Origin of the sequence: Vibrio sp. 10N.222.52.C12 (genome assembly GCF_041474215.1) — a bacterium.
Classification (GTDB): domain Bacteria; phylum Pseudomonadota; class Gammaproteobacteria; order Enterobacterales; family Vibrionaceae; genus Vibrio; species Vibrio crassostreae_C.
Genome location: NZ_JBFRTR010000099.1, coordinates 1 through 21890, shown reverse-complemented (window position 1 = coordinate 21890; position 21890 = coordinate 1). Strand labels below are relative to the sequence as shown.

Genomic DNA, 21890 nt, shown 5'->3' with positions numbered 1-21890 from the left:
CCGAAGTAAACATGTAATTCTAAAGCTATTACCCCTCTCTTCTTAAATAAATAGGAACAGAATGGTAATGAATTGACTGTGCCGATAATAAATTATCGATTGGTCACTCAGTTCATTGAAATCAATGTAATTCCTAAGAATCAATTTTTGATATTCATCAACGAGTGCCCACACAGATTGATAGGTTTAAATTGTTAAAGAGCTTTGCTTATCGAAACTTTCTTTTTACAAAGAAACCCTTGAAAGCGGACGTGAATTCTAGCGATTTAATCTTAAGTGTCAAACACTTTTTAAAATTAATTTGTTTCGAACTTTCCGTCTTACTGATTACCGCTGAAGCCTTGTGGCGTCTGCCGTGTCAGTGAGGCGGCATTATAGAGATCATCGTAAACATGGCAACCCCTTTTTTGATAAAAATTCAAAAAAGTTGCTTAAGTGTCTACTTTTACGTCAAAAGCGTCTTTCACAGGTCAAAGCTCATACAATAGTGGGCATATCACTTAAAATTTTGCGATTAAATCTTTCGAAAAAGCCTCTATATCTAGTTCAATACTCCATCTCTCGCTCAATTCTAAGATCTTATCTAGCGATTGCTGAACTGTTTTTATCGTCAATGTGTTGTTGTCTAGGTCGTATACCTGTTTTTGCGTGGTGTAATAGAAGTAAAGGATGGTCAGCGCGTCTCGGTCGCCTTGTTCAGCTTTGGGTTGAATACGCTTGAGCTTACGATAAATTTGATTATGGATTTGTTTAAGGTTCCATACATAAAGCGCTTCTTTGAAGTAATCATGCCCTTTCACACGATTCGCGATAATTGCATTCAATGCAACAGATAAGATCACACCTAATACGTTCAAGTGGAAATTACCTGTCGATTCACCCTCGATTGATTGTCCTGAACCAAATAGTTCAATCAGTATGGTTCCGAATACAATGGCGAACACGGCGAGTGAACCAACCAATGAAACCAATAACAGGTTCATCTTCTTTCTATATTCTTCTTTATTGATCTTCTGTAACTTCATTGACTACTTCCTTTTGCAAGCTACCTAATAATTTGCACATACTATCTACGTTAACATTGGGTCGCTTCAACCTTAACCATCTTGTAATGTGGTCATTATCTATTTAATAAGCAGAGTTCTTCTGGTTGTCACTATACGCAACTCTATTTGACTTCATTAATAGAAAAGAGTTACATACCGCCACAATTTTGGTTATTCATCAATTCATGTTGATAAGGCCGTTTCGCTTTATCACATACTGACAAGGTACATTCCATGCGTTCATTCGTATTACGCGCTCGCGCAGCCCCTACAGAGAGCAAACTTATCTTAGAAGGTGTTGGGCAAGATGCTCATACTGAGATTCTGGCTCATACTCTGATGAACACGATCTTCGTTGCTCAATCTCACCGTGAGAATGTCACCGTACACCTTGTATTAGAAAGTACTAAAGACTTTTCACGTACGATCACTTTCGATTCAAATGAGATCACCAACATTGGTGGCTTTCATGAATCGGCATTGTTATCAGCGGTAGTAAGAGCGGTTGATGCTTCTCAAGGTATGACCAAAGAGCAGACTCGTCAGGTTGAACCGGGAATCGTCGTTCGCACTATGAGCTTTGAAAAACTAGTCAAAGAACTGGCTGAAGACCACCAGCTATACATGATGGATAAGAAAGGTGACTTTATCCGTGATGCAGAGATTGCTGAAAACCCATGTTTCCTTCTTACTGATCACATCCCTATGCCGAAGAAAAGCTACAACAGCTTAAAGCGCTTAGGGACAGAAAAAATCAGCTTAGGCCCGAACATGCTGTTTGCTTCTCAGTGCGTTGTATTGATCAATAATGAGCTGGATATTCGCGGTTTCTAGCCTCCGGACTGATAAGCTAAACAAAAAAGAGCTCAACTATGTGAGCTCTTTTTTATTATCTATCTCTTTGTATCAATGGTGTTATCTCGAAATCAGACCTGATTAACCAAAGATGAAGCTGTATAGGAAGCCTGCACCCATCGCCATGCTTAGGATAACGAATAGGAATGCTGCAATCATTTGGTTATTGAAGATTGATTTAAGCAGGATAACTTCCGTCAAACTTGCACCTGCACTACCAATGATCAATGCCATTACTGAACCCAACGCCATACCTTTCTGTACTAGAGCTGCACTTAATGGGATTACCGCTTCAGCACGAATGTACAGTGGAATACCAATCACGGCAGCTACTGGAATCGCATACCACATACCTTCACCAGCGTACTGTGCAATTAGGTCTGTAGGAATGAAGCCGTAGATGAATGAACCAATCGCGATACCCATCATTAGGTAAGGGAAAACTTGTTTGAAGTCTTTCCAAGTTGAGAACCAAATTCTCATCCAACGACTAGGTTCTTTCTTCTCTACGATTTCAGCTGTTGCGCTTCCATCCGCTGAACAGCATGAAACCGTTACTTGTGGCTCTTCTTTTTTAGAATCGCAGCAAGATGTCTCTTTTGCCATTACTGGTGCAGGTTCGCCACATGCACTTGTACCACATGAAGATTCCGCTTTAACCGGTGCTGCTTTCTTAGGATCAGAATCACCACAGCTAGTGCCACAGCTTGAAGCTGAACCTGTTGATTCATACGCTTCAGGTTTTACGTAACGCTCAAAGCCAAGCTTCTCAAGTGCGTAACCAGCCACTACAGACACCGTCATTGCTACAAGGAAGTAGAACACAGCAACTTGCCAACCGAAGGTAATCACAAACAAACCAATGATCACTGGGTTCAATAGTGGGCTACCAAATAGGAACACCATCATTGGACCGAAACCCGCTCTTGCACGCAGCAATCCTTTTAAGAAAGGAATGGTCGAACATGAACAGAAAGGTGTAATTGCACCCAGTAGTGCTGCTACTACATAACCCTTACCATTACGTGAGCTCAGGATAGATTGAATCTTTTCTGGTGTAAGGAACTCTTGAAGAATCCCAACAATGTAGCTGATCGCTAAGAAAAGGATAATTAGCTCTACTGCTAAGAAAGCGAACATATCAAGTGCGTCTTTCAGCATTGTTAACATTTCATTGCTCATAATTAACTCCAAACTGGATTGAAGGTCGGGCTCTATGAGAAAAGTAACCAACCCTTAATTTCGAACATTCTCGAATTATAGAAATAAACAGCTCCAGAACAAGCATTATTTCGATAAAAATCGAAATGATTTTCGAAAACACAGTTTTTCAATAACTTACACAGACACCGTTTTTAAATTTGAATTCGACATACATTTCGACTAACATCGAAATTAAATCTTGAGGAGTTAATATGAACTTAGAAGTCGTTGCGAAAGCACTTAAAGAGTTGGGGCACCCTATTCGCCTAACCATTTATAAGAGTGTCGTTAAAGCTGGCTACCAAGGCATTGCAGTTGGCGGCCTACAAGAAGAGCTAGGCATTCCCGGTTCTACCTTGTCTCACCACATATCAAGCTTGGCGTCTGCGGGCCTAATCAGCCAAAGACGAGAAGGAAGAACTCTATTCTGCGTGGCGGAGTATGAGTGCCTAGAAGGTGTGATTGATTTCTTACAAGACGAATGTTGCGTAAATGAACAGTGCAACTAATGCACCTTTGAAGCTCGAACAAGTCTGGGCCGAGTATCAGCAAGCATTAAAGTCATTCCTGCATTCAAAGGTCAACAACTCTGCGGATGTAGACGACTTGCTCCAAGATATCTTGATTAAGACCTATCAGAACTTAGATAAGGTACAAGATGCTAGCAGTGTTAAGGCTTGGCTGTTCCAGTTAGCCAACAACACCATTATCGACTTCTACCGTAAGCATGCACGCCAACAACGTGATAGCCAAATTGATGCTGAAGATCTGTGGTTTACCGATTTAGACCACGACTCTGAATTTAAGCAGAAACTTTCATTGTGTATTGAACCTTTTATTCAGGCATTGCCGGAACAAAGTTCATCGCTACTGCTTGCGGTCGACATCAAAGGCCAAAGCCAAAAAGAGATCGCAGAAGCGCAGAACGTCAGTTACTCAACGGTTAAATCCCGCGTGCAAAAAAGCCGTGCTGATCTTAAGAACCTGTTTGAAGAGTGTTGTAACTTGTCCCTTAATCAACAAGGCAATGTGATTGATTGCGAGCTTAAGCCGAACGCCAGCTGCGGCAAGTGTTAATCGTTACATCGAATCCGTTATTTCAATAGAACAAAGCCAGCAATTAATGCTGGCTTTGTTGTTTTCATAATCTGCAAATCACTCTTTACTTAAGCAAATCTAGAGCTTGAGCGAACCGAACTATGCTGCTTCCGCTTTTACCACAGGTTGATAGCGCCCCGGTTTATGATTCATTGCTAGAATCAAGTTGGTGACTATCGCACCAAGCACAGACAGAAGAACCAATGACACATCAACAATGAACAGAGAAAGCACAACAATCGTGCAGTCTAATGCCATCTGAACCTTACCTGCTCGAATTCCAAAACGTTCTTGTAAGAACAACGCCAGAATGTTGAAGCCACCTAAGCTCATCTTGTGACGGAAAATCACCAGCATGCCGGTACCAATCAAGCCACCACCAAGTAAAGCTGCATACAATGCATGAATTTCGGCAATTTGAATCACGTGATACAAGTGATCCACGGCGAACGAAACAATCGAAACCGCGATAAACGTATTGATTGTGAAGCGCCAGCCCATACGAGCAACCGACAAAATATAGAAAGGTAAGTTAAGTGCGAAGAATACTTGGCCAAAGCTCAAATCTGTTACTTTGGTAATGAAGATCGCTAGACCAGCCGTGCCCCCGGTGAGCAAACCGACTTGGTTGAAAAAGATAACGCCGAGTGAAACCAATGCGCTACCTAAGATCAGTGCCAGTAAGTTTTCGCGAAGATTATGATCTTTATCCATGTGAATGACTCTCCCTGAATCTTTTAACATCGCGTTTCAGTAGTCTTGAAACGATTTACGCCCAAATTTACGATGTTTGACAGATAAGTCGAGTGAACGAGCAATGTTGCTTAGTGATTAGTTTGTATATTAGTTTTTACAGCTTTGTGAAACTTTAAATTAAACAGCTAGTTATAAGCCTTAATTTAGACTTTCATTCTTAATTAGATACTTGTTTCTATTAACTAACGAGCTTCAAGTTTTCTTATTTATTGAGCGCGTTTTATACCAATTCCAATCAAGCGACAATCTATGCATAAAACGCATAGACTACATCACAAATGGTCATTTGATACATACCCGACTCATCACTATGATGCGCGACTTCTTACAACATTGAGCGCATGTCAACACCGTATGTTTTCACAATCTCTTTTTGCCCAACTTGCCAGAATGACGTTATTCCTCGTCATTAGTTTGGTTATTGTGCATCACAGTCAGCCATTGATTGATCTCTTGGCTCAGCATGCTGTAAGCAGTGGTTGCCACCAGCAGTCAGGGCATGATCATTCTGGGCACGAACATCACCATGAGATGACTGACCAACACATGTCAGCGCAAGACCACTCACATCACCACCATTAATTTAAGAGTATTAGAATGAGCATTTTCCGTTTTCCTTTACTGGTATGGCTAGGGATAGGCACACTTATTATCAGTCTAGGGATCAGACAATCATTCGGCATTTTCATGATGCCAATTTCAGAGCATTTCGGCACGGGTCGAGAGTTTTTCAGCTTCTCAATTGCTCTACAAAACTTATTGTTCGGTGTGTTCCAACCTTTTGTTGGTATGGCCGCTGACAAATGGGGAGCAAGACGCATCATTATTGCTGGCGCATGTGCTTACGGTTTGGGTTTACTTCTTACCTCAATTTCTACCGAATCGAGCATGCTTTACGTTTCGTTAGGCGCACTGGTTGGTCTTGGCTTGAGTGCGACAAGTTACGTGATCGTGCTTGGCGCAGTAGCGAAAGTTGTACCAGCAGAGCACGCAGCTAAGGCGTTTGGCTTAACCACGGCTGCAGGTTCATTTGGTATGTTCGCGGTAATTCCGGGCGCACAATACATGCTGAATGAATTTGACTGGCAGAGTGCGATGCAAGTGTTTGGCGTACTGTGTTGTTTGATGATCTCTTTTGCGCTGTTCATGCGAGCGCCTAAAGCAGCCTCAAACAAACAAGCGCAAGCTGAAGAGAACCAAACACTCAAAGAAGCGTTGTCTGAAGCGTTTGCTCACAAAGGTTACTGGTTGATTCACGCGGGCTTCTTCGTGTGCGGTTTCCACGTAATGTTTATCGCAACGCACTTACCGAGCTATTTAGCAGATAAAGACCTACCCGCGAGCAGCGCTGCGATGGCACTGGCTTACGTTGGCATCTTCAACATCTTTGGGTCTTACTTCTGGGGTGTAATGGGCGACAAGTTCAGCAAACGCCACGTTATGTCTGCACTGTACTTAGTGCGTACTGTGGTTATCGGTGCGTTTGTGACTCTGCCTGTGACTGAATCAACCGCGGCTATCTTCGGTGCGGCCATTGGATTCTGTTGGTTGGGTACAGTTCCGCTAACGTCTGGCTTAGTTCGTCAGATCTTCGGTGCCCGTTACCTATCAACGTTGTACGGCTTGGTATTCTTTACTCACCAAGTGGGTAGCTTCTTAGGCGCTTGGGTGGGTGGTCGTATTTACGATTACTACGGTTCTTACGAGCCAATCTGGTGGTCAACGGTGGTGCTGGCATTTGCAGCAGCACTTATCCATTTACCAATCAATGACAAGCCCATTGAGCGACTGAAATTGGCAATGGCTTAACGTTTTATGCTGACTCCCCCACTAGCGTAAACAAGTCGTTCTAATAAAGCGAGTGAGTATTGAAAGGAAGCATCCTGAGATACTCACTCGCTTTTTTGTTGGTCGTTATAGTAGAAATTATAACTAACGAAACTGGTATAAAGCTCACTGAATAATAAGACTATTATTTTAGTTTTCATTTATAGTATCCACCCGCTCCTTTAAAACTAATCCGCAGGCTTATGGAATACATAGATCAGACTGTCCTTATCGCAATGACACTCATTTTTGTCGGCTCGTTTGTGCAAACCGCAATCGGCTTTGGTTTGGCCATTGTTGCAGCCCCACTGCTGTTTTTGGTCTCTCCAGATTATGTGCCTGCGCCTATCTGTTTGATCGGTCTGTTTATCTCGTTATTCAACGCTTTTAAACATAGAGCAAATATCTCTATTGGCGGATTAAAAATCGCATTGCTGGGCCGTATTCCTGGGTCACTGGCAGGTGGTGCTTTGTTGGTGATGGTTTCAACGAGCGTGTTATCACTATGGTTGGGCTTATTGGTAGTATTTGCCGTGATTGTTAGCCTACTGCCCTTTAGACTCGAACCAACCCCAACTAAGATGGGTATTGCGGGGTTCTTCTCTGGGTTCTTTGGCACCAGTTCTGGTATTGGTGGTCCACCGATGGCACTGCTACTCCAACACCAAGATGCCAATCAGCTTCGTGGTAACCTTTCTGCGTTTTTCGTGTTTAGTTCGATCATTTCGTTGGTTGTACAGATCCCAATTGGCTTCTTCACGCTACACCACTTGATCATCACTATACCTTTGCTGCCTGCTGCTTGGTTGGGTTACAAAGTGGCGTTAATGACGACACAAAGCATCCCTAAAGAGAAGATACGCATTGGTTCATTACTGCTATGTTCTCTCAGTGGCTTTACGGCAATCTGGCAGGGTTTAGCTGGCTAGTTATTGGCGATAAAGACAAGAAGAAGAAAGACATCTTAGAAAACCAACACAAACACCCAATAGATAAAAGGACGCTCTATGACTTACGACGAATTCAACGCATTCTGCGAGTCACTGCCTGCAACCAGTTATGTGATGCAGTGGAATAACTCGCACGTTTGGAAAGTGGGTGGCAAGGTGTTTGCGATTGGTGGTTGGGGACCGAAAGATGAGCCTGCGTTTATCTTCAAGGCGTCCGATCAGAATTTCGACTTTCTCAAAGAAGAGCAGGGCTATAAACCCGCACCCTACTTCGCTTCTCGTGGCATGAAGTGGATTCAGCTGTTTGAAAGCACGCCACAAAGGGATGAGGAGCTGAGATACTACCTCACGGAGTCACACCGAATTGTCTCTTTAGGGCTAACCAAAAAGAAACAAGCAGAACTCGGGCTCAATCAGTAGCCAGAATCTCTGCTTGTTAAATATAGAATTATGCACTTCTTAAAAACTTAGGCAGCTCTTAAAACCTTAAGCCTCTCTTAAAAACTTGGGCAATAAAGGTTCTATCTTTTGCGTTGGAATCAGTGGCGCCAATAAATAAATTAAACCCGCAAAGGCGATAGACGCAGCTAGGTCTTCAGGTCGATGCATGCCAAGCCAAACACGGCTATAGGCGACACCACCAGCCCAAACCAGTAAACCGCCGACTAGATAAAAGCGTTTCGCCTCTAGGAGAAGACCACCAAAGAACGCCAAACACACTCCGACGAAAATCATATGTCCAGATGGGAAAGAGTAGTCAGTTTCACCCAACCAGTGACGCGTTCGCCACTCGCTCACCTTATCTTGTACAGACTCAATCGCAGCATTCTTTTCAACCAATGGTAATTCGTAAAACACTTCCGGCATATCAACCACTTCCTGCGTCACCAAATACTCAGAATAAGGACGAGGGCTCTCAGTGGAATGCTTTAAGAAGGTTTTCGCTGCAAAGCTAAGCACCAACAACAAGCCGAGCTGCAGACAAAGACTGACTAACTTCGCTTTGGAAAACTTCATCGTGAACAATACTAAAGACAAAATCGCTAGTGTTACCAAGAACCCTTGATTGCCCGCAGAGTAAGTCACAAACGTTATGAAGGCGCCATAGAAAGGCAAAACAGCACTTCCAAGGTCGAAGTCAGATCCAAAGATCAAAAAGGGTATGAGGGAATACAAACTTAGAACGAGCAGTAATAAGCCTTTGGATTTGTTAGAGAACAGAGAAGTCATGGCTAAGATCTTTTAGATAAAGTGGTCGGATGCTATCGCAGCTTAGCATCGTCAATATCAATTTTATGTCAAAACGGTCAGTCAGCCGTCATGGTGTAACAATATTCGATTAATGGACCTCTTGAGTATTGATTCGGTGAACAGCCACGCCAGCACCAATAATGTTCAACATCCATTTATGTTCATAGAGATAGCAAAAACCACTGAAACCAGACGAGACAAAGGCATCATCCCATTAATAGACTACCGGACGCGTTCTGCTGATAAAGTGAACACTTACCGGATTATAAGGCCAGAATCTTAAAAACTTTGCTGTCAGTCCTTTAAATCCACTATTGAAAGGATTACCATCTGGTCTGCTTTCAAAAGCAAAACAGATTATTAATTTTTATTCTCAGGGCGGGGCGAAATTCCCCACCGGCGGTATGTCCTTAGCAAAATCTAAAGATAAGCCCGCGAGCGCTCGATTCGTCGAGGTCAGCAGATCTGGTGAGATGCCAGAGCCGACGGTTATAGTCCGGATGAGAGAGAATGAAAACACACTCGTTTAAGTTGGAAAGGCGTACCCGCGTGAGTTGGGTTCGTACCTCCAACTTAGGCGGGTGCATTTCGTTTTGGATAAAACCATAATGAGCTAAAGTTGACTTGTAATGAGTAGGCTTTGTTGTGCTCGGTTGAGATCCCTCATACAGCCCTGATTCTGGTGATATTTTAGGAGTTTAACCATGAATCAGTCTTCACTACTTGCCGAATTTGGCGAACCAATCACTCGCGTTGAAAATGCACTGCAAGCTCTACGCGAAGGTCGTGGCGTACTTCTACTTGACGATGAAGATCGTGAGAACGAAGGCGACATCATCTACTCAGTAGAACACCTGACGAATGCTCAAATGGCGCTTATGATCCGCGAATGCAGCGGCATTGTGTGTCTGTGTCTAACTGACGAGCAAGCGAACCAACTTGAACTTCCACCTATGGTTGTTGATAACAACAGCGCAAACCAAACTGCGTTTACCGTCACTATCGAAGCGAAAGTTGGTGTAACAACAGGTGTTTCTGCCGCTGACCGTGTAACAACGATCAAGACAGCTGCAAATCCAACAGCTAAGCCTACTGACCTTGCTCGCCCTGGCCACGTATTCCCGTTACGCGCGCGTAAAGGTGGCGTACTTGCTCGCCGTGGTCACACAGAAGGTACAGTAGATCTTATGCAAATGGCTGGTCTTCAATCTGCCGGTGTACTTTGTGAAGTAACCAATCCGGATGGTACGATGGCAAAAGCGCCAGAGATCGTTGCTTTCGGTAAAATGCACAACATGCCAGTACTGACCATTGAAGATATGGTTATGTACCGCACTGAGTTCGACCTTAAGCTTGCATAACGTTTAGCCCTCAATGCTAAACACTTAGTCGTTAAGTCAACTACACTGCGAAGTGAACATTGAAAGGCCTCACTCTTACTGCTTTTAGAGTTAAAGCATATAGGGTGAGGCCTTTTTAATTTCCGTAGCTTGAAACGAGCCTGAAATGGATCGCCAAAGTGTCTCTACTTACCGAAACCTCCCCAACCTATCGTTAGAAAAGCGTAACCTCTCAAAAAATCCTGCAAAACATGAGAAACATTCACTCGAATGGTGAAGTCATGCACCATCATTGATCATTCATAACCACAGAGAAATCATAAGCAACTGAAATATAACACTTATTTATTTTGGCACGGTGTCTGCACTACCACTAAGTAGGTATACAAATATTAGGAGTTGAATATGTTTGTAGTTATTTCAGTGGGTTTATCCCTATTAGTACTTGCGGCCCTGTTTCATTTCTCAAGGAAGAGACAAACAGCGCTATCACACAGGTTTGAAACCTTAGTTCTGCTTAGAGAATTATTGTTGTTATCACGCAAACATCGCGCGGCAACGCACTATGCTCTAGCTTATAAGTTGTCTAGCGACTCGATTCGCAAAGTGAACGAGATTTACGACAACATACTTGAAGTATCTGAACTGCTTCAGTCCCATGTGTCGTTTGATAGCCGCCCTATGTATCGCATCTATCACCTCAAGCTCATCGCCATGCACAGCGACTGGCAAAACCGTAGCTTGGTGCGTAACCAATCGATTCATGGCAAAACAATTCGCCATAGCATGTTCTTAATGGATGAAGTGATGATCATCTGGCTTATTCAGTCTGAGCGAGAAGACATGAGCCGTGAGTATCACATGAATTGGCAACAGATCTTAGATTGCATGGAGATCCTGACCAAATTACGAATGTGTATCCCTGATATGGAGAAGCCTGAGGAGTATTTGAGATTCAAATTCTACGCCTCTCAGACACACAGAAAACTCAACCAGCTATCGATTATCTGCCCTCTTAGTAGTGGGTCACCGGTTTGTACGCGAGCGATGCATGCACTCTCAGAGATCGCATCAAGTAACGAAGCGACCCAACCGGCAGATAGCATGTACGAATTAACCAGTGATATCTCTAGCGTCGTGTCGCAAGTTTACGACCAAGTATTATCCGACATTACGAGAAGCTTGTATCAGCCTTTACCAGACGTAAACGAAAAGGTAATAAATACCCGATTATCCGTACATCATTACATGTAAAGACTTCGTGAGAGGAGAGCGTGCTGGAACTCTGAATTATTGAGTTCAAATCCGATATCACCATTGATATCGGATTTTTGTATTTATGAGCTTTTAAAATTCTATCGCTATGTATCATTGCCTATGAAGTTTCAAACATCACCGGACTTGATATCGCTAGCCCAAGCTTGTGCCGCAAAATCAATGAACTGGCGAACAACTGGAAGCTGATAACTGCGAGACAGATACACTGCCCACAGAACGCTGCTGGGCGAAACAAACTCATCCAATATTCGTATCAGTTTGCCATTCGCAATCAGTGGGTTGGCTAAGTCACAAGGTAAACGAACTACCCCTTTCCCGTGCTGTGCGGCGCGAGTTAGCACTCCAACATCATTAGCCTTGATAGTGCCAGACACCTCAACTGAATAGTGTTGATTGTCCTTAACAAAATCCCACTTAGAAACATTCAAGTGACGAAAACAATTGTGTTGTCGAAGCGCCTCGACCGTTTCAGGTTCACCATGTTTGTCTAAGTAGGCTTGCGAGGCACACACCACTGAATCAATAACCATTAGCTTTCGTGCAATCAAACTATCATCAGGTTGATCGGTATAACGAAGTGCAATATCGATCCTCTCATCCACCAGCTGAGTAAAGCGGTCTGAGGCAAACAGTTCGACCGTGATATTAGGGTGGCGCTCGGTGAACTGCTCGACCACATCCAACAACATATGCTGAGTTAACCCGATGGGGGCTGCAATTCGAATCGTTCCAGAAAGATCATCGGTTTGATTGAGTGAAGTAACTTCTAGCTCAGCGGTTTCATGGAGGATTTTCTCACAGCGCTGCAGAGCGATCTCCCCTGCCGCGGTTAGGCTAACCTTTCGAGTCGTCCTATGTAGTAGCCTCTGCTGCAACCACCCTTCTATCTCTTGAACATGACGTGAAACCTGCAACCGACTCATGTCCAAATGCTCAGCTGCTTGGGTGAAGCTGGCACAATTCGCAACTTCGACAAAGCTACGCATTGCCGTCAACCTATCCATCACACTCTCCTTGAACTATTTCGCAGCTAATCGAATCTTATTAGATCACTATATAGATACAATCTACATCATTTTACGATATTTATCGCAACCTAGTGAGCTATTAGACTGCAATGGCTGTCGAGAAAACGACTCAATAAATTAGATAATTGGAGAGACATTATGAAAATTGCAGTATTAGGTGCATCAGGTTGGATTGGTAGTCACATCGCTCAAGAAGCTCAATCTCGTGGTCACGAGGTCGTTGCTGTTGTAAGAGATGCAAGCCGCGTGGAAACCAAAGGCATTGAAGTTCGTTCATTTGATTTACAAGATGAAGCCGCAAGTCTAGCAAACGAACTATCCGGCGTTGATGCAGTCATTACTTCGATTGGCGGACGTGCTCTGGGTAATCACGACATCGTAAAAAACACAGCGACTAAATTGCTGGCAACATTACCGAGCATCGGTATCGATCGCCTACTTTGGGTTGGCGGAGCTGGCTCATTAGAAGTAGCGCCAAACGTACCGCTAGTGACTGTTCCTGACTTCCCTGCGGATTACAAAAACGAAGCGCTAGCACAGGGCGAAGCTCTTGAAGTGTTCAAGCAATCTAATAGCGAAGTTAACTGGACGTTCGTTAGCCCTGCCGCAGAAATATTCCCGGGCGAGAAACTATCGACCTACCGCACTGGTGGCGATCAACTGCTCACCGACGAAGATGGTAACAGCAAAATTTCAGTCAGCGATTACGCTATTGCGATGATTGATGAACTCGAAGCTGGCAAATTCCCACGCCAACGTATTGGTGTTGCGTACTAGTCAGCTCATATATAAAAACTAAAAAAAGCCGCTTGTTCAAAACAATGCGGCTTTCTCATCTTTTACTGAGCATTCCTTTAATCCAATGGCAGATGCCCTGTTTTCACTAGGATAACCGTCTCTTCTTCCACATAAGGAAAATGCTCACTCATGTGTGGGCTGCGCATCCATGTGTGTTTTGGATACTCACCATGTTCGTCTTTAAAGGTGCCAGAAAGTACAAATATCTCTTCACCGCCAAAGTGGCGATGCGGCTGAAAACGTTCGCCAACCGGCCACTTCACTAACGCGACATGCTCGTGTTCGAACTCATGCAGTGGCATCACTTGTAAGCCGCCAATACCCTGAAGCCATTCTGTTTCCAAAGTATTAATACGAACTTGAGTTAAGTCTCTCGCGTCAAACTGGTTGAGCTTAACCAAGATCGTACAGCCATTTTTGCTGGATGGGGAATGCGCGCTGCCCGGCGGATTACGGATATAAGTGCCAGCGGGGAAATCGCCAGTTTCATCTGAGAACACACCGTCTAATACGAAGATCTCTTCTCCTTTCGGATGTGGGTGTTCAGAGAATGAAGATTGAGGGTCGTATTTCACCACGCTGGTCGTGTGGCCCGATTCTTTCTCTTCTCTTTCTAGGGGCTTACGCCACACTCCTTTGGCAGGGCTTGCAACCCAATCTAGTTTATCGGTTTCGATAACCAATCTCTTTGAAAAGTCCATGTTGAGCATAATAACGACCTTACTCTAAATATTGTTTTAATTATTATTGTCTTGCTAATGTCTATTCTACGCGAATAACGAGCGAGGGGGAGACTTCGCTGTTAGTTGCTAATTGCTAATTGCTAATTGCTAACAAAGCATCCCCCATATTAAAAACTCGGCTCGATTAATTTCGGCCTGCGATCACACCACCATCAACATCCCAGATTGCACCCGTTACCCAATCGGCACTGTCAGACAGTAGGAAAGAGATACTGTTTGCGATGTCTTTCGGCTGACCCACTCGACCAATAGGGTGGAATGCGTTGAAGCCTTCTAGCGCTTGGTCCACTTCTTCTGGCTTAATGAATGATTCGTAGATCGGCGTTTTAACGACGGCTGGAGACACCGCATTCACGCGAATGTTGTGGTCTGCAAGCTCCATCGCCATATGCTGTGTTAAAGCGTGTAGTCCAGCTTTAGCCATTGAGTACGCAGAGGATGGTGTCGCTCTAATAGCTTGTTTGGCCCACATAGAGCCTACATTTACCACGTTTCCGCCACCGTTTTTGATCATCAACTTGCTGACAGCTTGAGTGATGAAGAAGGTTGCTTTATTGAGCTGCATGTATTGCTCGTAATCAGATTCTTGGTGTTCAATAAACGCTTTAGGGTTGAAGTAACCAGCCGCATTCACAAGGTAACCAATACCTTCTTCGAGCGACTCTAAATGCGTAATAAGACGAGACACACTCGCATCATCATAAAGGTTAGCTTGCCAACCTGAAGCGTGACCTAACGATTGCAGCTCTGACACCGCTTTATCTAACTTAGTTGGGTTATTGCCGACAACCAACACATGGATGTTTTGAGCGACTAACTGCTTCGCGGTTTCAAAGCCCATACCACTTGTGCCACCGATTACTACTGCAATACCATTTTTAGTGAAGTTCATTTTGTTATCTCCTAAGTCATGTGAACGTGGTAATCTTAGGCTTTGAACTAACACTATGAATAGTAAGTACAAATCGGTTAGGTAGGTACTTATTGGTACATCTTTATGAAAAATCAGGAAAACTTTTTTTCAAGAAAATCAGCACCAGAGCGCTCAGCTCGCATGGTAGAAACCATCTATGGCTGTAAATGGTCGCTAACGGTTTACCAATTATTGGCAAATGGCATTAATCGCCCCGGTGAAATGGTGCGCTCAGTAGAAGGGCTATAGACCAAGGTATTGAATGAATGTTTGAAGCGAAATGTAGAATTTGGAATTTTAGACAAGCAAATGTTCAACGAACTACCACCAAGAGTTGAATACCAAGTGACGCCGTTCGGCGAAAAGTTCTTGTTGATTCTAGACCAGCTGGAAAACCTACAAAACGAAATCGACGAGATGTAAGTTTGAGCCAGTCCAACTATTGCCAAAAACAGCAGACAGAAAAAGGAAGGCAACAAGCAGCACTTAGCTCACTGGCATTTGCTCAAAGCGACCTTTTACAAAATCAATGAAGGTTCGAATTCGACTTGGTTGATAGCGGTCTCGATGGTAGATCGCTGAAAAGTCCACTTTAGGTACTATCCACTCATCAAACACTTGCAGCAGTTGCCCGTCGTTGAGTTCTTGTAAGCAATAGATAGTTGGAACACGAATAATTCCGTTGCCCGACTTCGCGCCCTGTACCAACACTCGTCCATTCTTACATTGCAACCTGCCCGTCACATGCACATCGACTGTTTTCTTAGTATCGTCCAGTGCTTGAAAGCTCCACTTACGCACCGATCCCGTTAAGCAATCATGGCGGATCAGATCTTTAGGATGGCTTGGCTTCCCTTTGCGAGTGAAATACTCAGGGCTCGCGAGTGTTCCCATTTCAATATCCAATAGCTTTCTTGCGATAAAGCCCGCGTCTTCTAAGCTCCCCATACGAAAAGCGATATCAAAGGCGTCTTCAATCAAATCGACTCGGTTACTACTGAAATCAAGGCTGATGCTGATGTCTGGGTAGAGCTGCATAAACTCATTGACCAAATCCGCGATGATCACTTCACCCAAATAACCGCCAACACAGTTTACTTTTATGTCGCCACGTACTTCTTCGACATCATCCACAGCAGCAATCAGAGCTTGGTCTATATTATCTAAGGCTTGTTCACATCTCGCGTACAGATCTTGCCCAGCGTGAGTCAGCCTTAAGGTTCGAGTAGTGCGGATAAACAGAGTCACTCCCATTTGCTTTTCTAGGCTACTCACTTGGCGTGATACGTGAGAGCGTGACACATCCAGCTCCTCCGCCGCTTTGGTGAAGTTACCTAAACGAGCGATAAGCACGAAAGAACGAATATCAGACAGGTTAATTTGATTGAGCATGGCCGCCAGCTTACTTGTGAAATTTAAAAAGCATGAAGTAATAAAATGAACGCACTTATTGTTGCACCACAGCAACAGTGTTTCAAGTAAAGCGCTATATATCAACAATGCTATTTTCCTTAATATACCTCCATCGCAACGAAGCAAGGCAACAAGCACTTGATTCGAATGCACTTAAACAATACGTCGTAGCCAACCGACGCAAAAAAGTACAGAGGAAATAAAATGAAAAAACTAATCGTAATTACAGGTGCAAGCTCTGGTATTGGTGAAGCAATCGCTCGTCGTCTAAGCGATGAAGGTCACCCTCTGCTACTTTTAGCTCGTCGTGTTGACCGCCTTGAAGCGCTGAACCTACCAAACTCACTGTCAGTAAAAGTAGACGTAACAGACAAAGCGTCTTTTGATGCAGCAATCGCACAAGGTGAAGCGAAATTTGGCCCTGTAGACGCGCTTATCAACAACGCTGGTGCAATGCTTCTTGGTCAAATCGATACTCAAGACGCTCAAGAGTGGAAGACAATGTTCGACGTGAACGTTATTGGCCTTCTAAACGGCATGCAATCTGTACTTGCTCCGATGATGGAACGCAACACAGGTACTATCATCAACATCAGCTCTATTGCGGGTAAGAAAACATTCCCAAGCCACGCAGCTTACTGTGGTACTAAATTCGCGGTACACGCTATCTCTGAGAACGTTCGTGAAGAAGTTGCTGCTTCAAATGTTCGTGTTACCACTATCGCACCGGGTGCTGTTGAGACTGAGCTTCTGTCTCACACTACATCTCAAGAGATCAAAGACGGTTACGATTCTTGGAAAGAAGACATGGGCGGTGTATTGGCAGCTGACGATATTGCTCGCGCTGTATCATTCGCTTACCAACAACCACAGAACGTATGTATCCGTGAGATTGCTCTAGCACCAACTAAGCAACAGCCATAGGCCTTTGCTATCGCGACTAAATCAGCGATGAACTAAAAAAGCGCCACGACTTAACAAGTTGTGGCGCTTTTATTTTGATTCAATCTAATTGCTAAGCAATAAGCGAGATTAGAACTCAACGCGGTAAACTGATGTGCTACCACTCACTTCGTTGCCAACCGCAATAAAGTGGTTACCTGAACGTGTGAAATACTTGATTGACTCTGGGCCTAGGTCACCCGCTTTCGAGTTGTAAGTATCGTTGTCGCAATCACCGTCTTCATCAACCTTGGTGCACACTGGTTGTGTAAAGTCGCGATTGTTTAGATAGCTGATGAAACTTGCACTCCTAGGCTGAGTTACGTCGTAAACCATGATGCCACCTTGGCGCTCAAGTCCAATAAAGGCATAGTGCTTGCCGTTGATCTCAGCCACTTCGATCGCTTCAGGCTCTACACCTTTATCATCACTACGATCGTCACCGCTTTGGTTGTTATCATTGGTGCTGTTGAAGTTTGCAGGATCTTGCTCAAGTACGATTCGAGCAAAATCATCACCGCTATCAAACACTAACTCGCCTGACTCATCCCAAATAGAGAAAGAACGGCTACCGAATGCTTGAACCTCTTGGTCAGCAGCGAGTGTCCCTTGTGGCTTAATCACTTTAAGACGAGCCAATTGATTATTGTCTTTCAATGCACCCGCTAATGGGTGGTTAGCGTCAACGTCTAACTTCTTGCCGCGTACTTCATCGACATACGCGATACAAAAGTCTTTTTCTGTGGTGTAGTTTTCGGTGCCTTGATAGTCATCGCCATCCCACTCAAAACCTTTCTCGTCACACATTTCTTGCGTGGTTTTGATGCCATACTCACGACCATCACCTTCATTCGCAGTCACAATATAGGTGTTGCCATCAACACTGTAGCTGGTGATGCTGTCTGGCATGTAAAGGCCTTCTAACATTGCGTAGCTTTGGAGATTACCGATGTTTTTGTCTTTGTTTGACGCATCTAGCTTAGCGTTATCCCAAGGCTTGCCGCCTAGTCCAAGAATCGCATCCACTTGTGCACTCACCACATCAATGGCTGCCAATGCGTTGTTCTCTTGAAGGGCAACGTAGAGTTTTCCGTTATCAGCAAACGTTAGGTATTCCGGTTCAAGGTCTTGAGCAACGGTTGCATTCGGCACAGAGATTCGAACCTTGTCGGTCAGCTCTGCATGGCGAGGCTGACCTTGATTGAATGCCTTAAAATCAATTTGAGTGACTGTGGCTTGCAAAGGGCCATTGGTTAAATCCACTAGCGTTACTGAACCTTCAGGGTCAATGCTGTAATCCGCATTCGGCTCACCTTCATTTGCAGAGGCAATGTAGCGACCATCTTTCGAGAAGCTCACCATGTCCGGTAATGCACCAGCCGTATAAGTAGTGATCAGCTCTAGCGTGTCTGAACGATAAAGTGCAATGATGCAGTTTTGTTGCTTATCAGCATTTTCAATCGCGACAGCAACTAATCCTTGATGAGTCGACACACTGTTCGCGGCACCAATATCAATACCCGAAGCTGCAGCCGCTGATTGAAGGTCGATAGAGCCCTCAGATGCTGGTGCGCTGTCAGAGTTTATCGATAACACATCGACTTTTTGTGCTTGAGCATTGACGACATAAAGCTTGTCGGTACATGAATCGTAGCTGACGATTTCGGCTGCTGAAGTATCAAACGGGGCATCGGCAATAGCACGTCCAACCAGGCTGATTCCGGTTACCTCAGCATTGGAAGCGCTTGGCTGCTCGATGGATTGGCATTGAAAGCTAAAAGCATCAAGTGACGTTTGAGATGGGATAGCAGCCGTTGGTGATGTTGACGTTGATTGAGAACACCCTACTAGAGCAGAACTTACCGCAATAGGCAGTAATAGTGTCAGCTTATTAAATTTACGATTCATATATCCTCCATGATTTGAAACGCGATCATAGAGGGCTGTTATGACACTTATCTTTCTCTTTTATTAACAATAAATGACAACAATCAGTTTGCTTCACCCATAACAACAATAAGTTGGAGTGAGCATTTCATTAACAAGCAAGCAAAAAAAAGCGCCCAAGCTGGCTGGTGCTTGAGCGCCTTTAGTAAACTAATAAAGAGGGTTAGAAGTTGTAACCACCACCGATCATGAATACCCATGGGTCGATATCAACGTCGGTTGAGTATTGTTTTCCACCCGCTTTATATTTCGCTGTAGTATCAATGTCTGCATACCAAACTGACGCATTCAAGAACCAATCTTCATTGATCATGTAATCCATACCAATGTTTGCCGCAAGTCCCCAAGAGTCATCAAGAGATAAGTCACTTAAGCCTGCATCTTTACCAGTGCCATTAAGTTCTTCATCAAAGAAGACAGTGTAGTTAATGCCCGCACCTACGTAAGGGCGGAACTTGCTGTTTGCTTCGCCGAAGTAGTACTGAACCATCAACGTTGGTGGTAAGTGTTTTGTCTCGGCGATATCACCTAAACCACCATGGTTTGTAGAAATTGTATGGGAGAACGGTGTCGCTGCAAGAATCTCGAGACTGATGTTGTCTGTAAACATGTAACCAAATGTCAATCCAAGTTGGGTGTTTGAATCCACACCAAATTTTGACCCCGATGTCTCCAGAACATCTCCACTGCTATCGTTAGGAGATACCATTGCTGCACCTGCACGGATGATGAAATCACCTTCTTTATGAGCAAGAACGTTGGTTGACATAAGAGCCGCAATAACCGCAATACCACATACTGTTTTTTTCATTATAATTTCCTTTTGAGGGCTTAATTTTTATTGGTGAATGAGTAATCATTTCTTATTTTGCGTGCAAGGTAGCATATAATAACCCTACTTTATTGATGGAAATCAATTTGTGAAAAGTTGTGATTATTTATGTAAATTTATATCGACCTGATCACTTTATTCCTTCATTTTATTGACAGTTTTGTAATGCAGCTTTTCCGTGCGTCATTTTGTTAATCCAATCAATTCACTCTATTCGGATCTTTTTTGGATCAAAATAGAGCAAGCCAATATCTCACGTGCATCATTTTGGTGCAGAACAACAAGAATCAATCTCGCCTCGTATAATATTCAATGAGTTACATTTGGCTTAGTGCTTGCAAGTCTATGTTCATAATCATAAATACATTGAGGTTCTGATCATGCAAGACACTCTAACAATCGTTCTGGCCGGCGGTGTTGGCTCTCGGCTTTCCCCTCTCACCGATAACCGTGCAAAACCTGCGGTACCCTTTGGTGGCAAATATCGAATCATCGATTTCACACTCGCGAACTGCTTACACTCTGGGCTACGCCAAATTTTGGTGCTGACTCAGTACAAATCTCACTCTTTGCAAAAACATTTAAGAGATGGTTGGTCGGTGCTTAACCCTGAGCTCGGCGAATACATCACCAATGTTCCTCCACAAATGCGAACCGGTGATAGCTGGTACAGCGGTACTGCCGATGCGATTTATCAAAACTTGTATCTACTTTCACGCAGTGAAGCCAAGCATGTGGTGGTGTTATCCGGTGACCATATCTATCGCATGGATTACGCACCAATGCTCAAGCAGCACAAAAAGAACGAGGCCGACCTAACTGTGGCGTGCATGGAGGTTTCGATTGACGAAGCCAAAGAGTTTGGTGTGATGGAGATAGATGAATCTCTAGAGATCAATAACTTTACCGAAAAGCCACGTTACCCTGCATGTGTACCTGGTAGGCCAACTCGCAGCATGGCTTCAATGGGTATTTACGTCTTTGATAAAGAAGTACTAACACAAGCGCTACTGGCGGACGCCGAAGATCCGAACTCAAGCCACGATTTTGGTAAAGATATCATTCCTAAATTGGTGGGCAACAACAGTGTTTACGCATACAAGTTTGGGGATGAAGAAGGCCGAGTGACCCAAGATGCGTACTGGAGAGATGTTGGTACTATCGACTCTTATTACCAATCCAACATGGACCTGTTAAAGCCAGCTTCGCCTATCGATTTATATCAACCTGATTGGGCGATTCGTACTTACGAACCGCAGCTGCCACCCGCACGAACCATTGCTTCAGTTGAAGGTAATCAAGGAATATTCATCAACTCGATGATAGCGAATGGCGTTGTAATTGAAGGCGGCTCGGCGCAAAACTCAATCTTCTTCCCGAAAGTGAAAGTCAGCAATGCCGCGATTGTGATTGATAGTATTCTGTTTGAAGATGTTGAGATTGGAAAAAATTGCCACATACAAAACTGCATCATCGACAAGAACGTTAAGGTGCCTGACGGAACCCAGATCGGTCTTGATGGCCTTGCCGATGCGAAACGCTTCCACATATCAAAACAAGGCGTGATTGTGGTGCCCTCTTCTTACCAATTTGAAGAGTAACCTTTAACGTTGGAATAGCTTTTCTTTAAACGAAAAAAGGCAGCGAATTCGCTGTAATGCCGATCAGTT

At 44.0% G+C, this 21890-nt stretch carries 22 protein-coding genes, 1 pseudogene and 1 riboswitch; of the genes and pseudogenes, 12 read left to right on the top strand and 11 right to left on the bottom strand.

All coding sequences use genetic code 11. From position 1 onward, the window contains the following. Positions 1–500: 500 nt before the first annotated feature. Positions 501–1025, bottom strand: coding sequence for a DUF3087 family protein (locus tag AB4623_RS18055; protein WP_371721795.1), 525 nt, complete (start codon positions 1023–1025; stop codon positions 501–503). Between the two features lie 255 nt (positions 1026–1280). Here AB4623_RS18055 and trmY point away from each other — a divergent pair, with 255 nt between their 5' ends. Beyond that, positions 1281–1880 (top strand): tRNA (pseudouridine(54)-N(1))-methyltransferase TrmY, encoded by a 600-nt coding sequence (trmY, locus tag AB4623_RS18050; RefSeq protein ID WP_017061702.1) that lies wholly within the window; start codon positions 1281–1283, stop codon positions 1878–1880. Positions 1881–1982: 102 nt separating this feature from the next. On the opposite strand, the gene AB4623_RS18045 is transcribed toward trmY, so the two are convergent. Next, complete coding sequence (locus tag AB4623_RS18045; protein ID WP_171732845.1) at positions 1983–3083, bottom strand: permease; 1101 nt, start codon at positions 3081–3083, stop codon at positions 1983–1985. A gap of 233 nt (positions 3084–3316) precedes the next feature. Here AB4623_RS18045 and AB4623_RS18040 point away from each other — a divergent pair, with 233 nt between their 5' ends. Together AB4623_RS18040 and sigZ are read left to right on the top strand one after the other, a co-directional pair. Beyond that, the gene (locus tag AB4623_RS18040) at positions 3317–3613 is read left to right on the top strand and encodes a helix-turn-helix transcriptional regulator (RefSeq protein ID WP_004733042.1); all 297 of its coding nucleotides are present in this window, start codon (positions 3317–3319) and stop codon (positions 3611–3613) included. Then, positions 3597–4181 (top strand): RNA polymerase sigma factor SigZ, encoded by a 585-nt coding sequence (sigZ, locus tag AB4623_RS18035; RefSeq protein ID WP_372147094.1) that lies wholly within the window; start codon positions 3597–3599, stop codon positions 4179–4181. Before AB4623_RS18040 ends, sigZ begins: the two co-directional genes overlap by 17 nt. Positions 4182–4301: 120 nt before the next feature. Here sigZ and AB4623_RS18030 read toward each other — a convergent pair whose 3' ends face one another. After that, on the bottom strand, positions 4302–4916 hold the full coding sequence (locus tag AB4623_RS18030) for a YitT family protein (RefSeq protein ID WP_017065874.1): 615 nt from the start codon (positions 4914–4916) through the stop codon (positions 4302–4304). Between the two features lie 460 nt (positions 4917–5376). Then, complete coding sequence (locus AB4623_RS18025) at positions 5377–5526, bottom strand: hypothetical protein (protein WP_372147092.1); 150 nt, start codon at positions 5524–5526, stop codon at positions 5377–5379. Between the two features lie 29 nt (positions 5527–5555). Here AB4623_RS18025 and AB4623_RS18020 point away from each other — a divergent pair, with 29 nt between their 5' ends. From AB4623_RS18020 to AB4623_RS18010, 3 genes are all read left to right on the top strand, one after another. Then, a complete protein-coding gene (locus AB4623_RS18020; RefSeq protein WP_017061697.1) occupies positions 5556–6767 on the top strand; it encodes an MFS transporter in 1212 nt (403 codons plus the stop codon). 221 nt (positions 6768–6988) lie between these two features. After that, complete coding sequence (locus tag AB4623_RS18015; protein ID WP_170962367.1) at positions 6989–7714, top strand: sulfite exporter TauE/SafE family protein; 726 nt, start codon at positions 6989–6991, stop codon at positions 7712–7714. Between the two features lie 78 nt (positions 7715–7792). Continuing rightward, positions 7793–8155 carry an MmcQ/YjbR family DNA-binding protein gene (locus AB4623_RS18010; RefSeq protein WP_372147090.1) on the top strand — a complete coding sequence of 121 codons (363 nt, stop codon included), beginning with the start codon at positions 7793–7795 and terminating at the stop codon, positions 8153–8155. A 66-nt stretch (positions 8156–8221) separates the two neighbouring features. Here the strand turns inward: AB4623_RS18010 and AB4623_RS18005 are convergent, their stop codons facing one another. Next, positions 8222–8965, bottom strand: a complete 744-nt coding sequence (locus AB4623_RS18005; protein WP_372147088.1) for a phosphatase PAP2 family protein — start codon at positions 8963–8965, stop codon at positions 8222–8224. Between the two features lie 386 nt (positions 8966–9351). After that, a riboswitch (FMN riboswitch) is annotated at positions 9352–9502 on the top strand. A gap of 188 nt (positions 9503–9690) precedes the next feature. Here AB4623_RS18005 and ribB point away from each other — a divergent pair. After that, positions 9691–10347 (top strand): 3,4-dihydroxy-2-butanone-4-phosphate synthase, encoded by a 657-nt coding sequence (ribB, locus tag AB4623_RS18000; protein ID WP_004733029.1) that lies wholly within the window; start codon positions 9691–9693, stop codon positions 10345–10347. A gap of 384 nt (positions 10348–10731) precedes the next feature. Further along, a complete protein-coding gene (locus AB4623_RS17995; RefSeq protein WP_136982933.1) occupies positions 10732–11580 on the top strand; it encodes a hypothetical protein in 849 nt (282 codons plus the stop codon). A gap of 131 nt (positions 11581–11711) precedes the next feature. On the opposite strand, the gene AB4623_RS17990 is transcribed toward AB4623_RS17995, so the two are convergent. Beyond that, positions 11712–12608, bottom strand: a complete 897-nt coding sequence (locus tag AB4623_RS17990) for a LysR substrate-binding domain-containing protein (RefSeq protein WP_372147086.1) — start codon at positions 12606–12608, stop codon at positions 11712–11714. A gap of 162 nt (positions 12609–12770) precedes the next feature. Here AB4623_RS17990 and AB4623_RS17985 point away from each other — a divergent pair, with 162 nt between their 5' ends. Continuing rightward, positions 12771–13409, top strand: coding sequence for an NAD(P)-dependent oxidoreductase (locus tag AB4623_RS17985; RefSeq protein ID WP_017070397.1), 639 nt, complete (start codon positions 12771–12773; stop codon positions 13407–13409). Between the two features lie 77 nt (positions 13410–13486). On the opposite strand, the gene AB4623_RS17980 is transcribed toward AB4623_RS17985, so the two are convergent. Together AB4623_RS17980 and AB4623_RS17975 are read right to left on the bottom strand one after the other, a co-directional pair. Next, entirely contained in the window at positions 13487–14140 is a 654-nt protein-coding gene (locus AB4623_RS17980; protein ID WP_102549406.1) for a cupin domain-containing protein, read from the bottom strand. A 157-nt stretch (positions 14141–14297) separates the two neighbouring features. Continuing rightward, complete coding sequence (locus AB4623_RS17975) at positions 14298–15065, bottom strand: SDR family NAD(P)-dependent oxidoreductase (RefSeq protein ID WP_372147083.1); 768 nt, start codon at positions 15063–15065, stop codon at positions 14298–14300. A gap of 105 nt (positions 15066–15170) precedes the next feature. On the opposite strand from AB4623_RS17975, the pseudogene AB4623_RS17970 reads away from it, so the two are divergent. After that, a pseudogene (locus AB4623_RS17970) lies at positions 15171–15509 on the top strand (winged helix-turn-helix transcriptional regulator). A gap of 63 nt (positions 15510–15572) precedes the next feature. Here AB4623_RS17970 and AB4623_RS17965 read toward each other — a convergent pair. Continuing rightward, entirely contained in the window at positions 15573–16478 is a 906-nt protein-coding gene (locus AB4623_RS17965) for a LysR family transcriptional regulator (RefSeq protein ID WP_102429229.1), read from the bottom strand. Between the two features lie 225 nt (positions 16479–16703). Here AB4623_RS17965 and AB4623_RS17960 point away from each other — a divergent pair, with 225 nt between their 5' ends. After that, positions 16704–17423, top strand: a complete 720-nt coding sequence (locus AB4623_RS17960; RefSeq protein WP_010433036.1) for an SDR family oxidoreductase — start codon at positions 16704–16706, stop codon at positions 17421–17423. Between the two features lie 108 nt (positions 17424–17531). Here the strand turns inward: AB4623_RS17960 and AB4623_RS17955 are convergent, their stop codons facing one another. After that, positions 17532–19349, bottom strand: coding sequence for a choice-of-anchor I family protein (locus tag AB4623_RS17955; protein WP_372147081.1), 1818 nt, complete (start codon positions 19347–19349; stop codon positions 17532–17534). Positions 19350–19551: 202 nt separating this feature from the next. Continuing rightward, on the bottom strand, positions 19552–20199 hold the full coding sequence (ompW, locus tag AB4623_RS17950; RefSeq protein WP_065584094.1) for an outer membrane protein OmpW: 648 nt from the start codon (positions 20197–20199) through the stop codon (positions 19552–19554). Between the two features lie 401 nt (positions 20200–20600). On the opposite strand from ompW, the gene glgC reads away from it, so the two are divergent. After that, complete coding sequence (glgC, locus tag AB4623_RS17945) at positions 20601–21821, top strand: glucose-1-phosphate adenylyltransferase (protein WP_017064925.1); 1221 nt, start codon at positions 20601–20603, stop codon at positions 21819–21821. Positions 21822–21890: the final 69 nt, after the last annotated feature.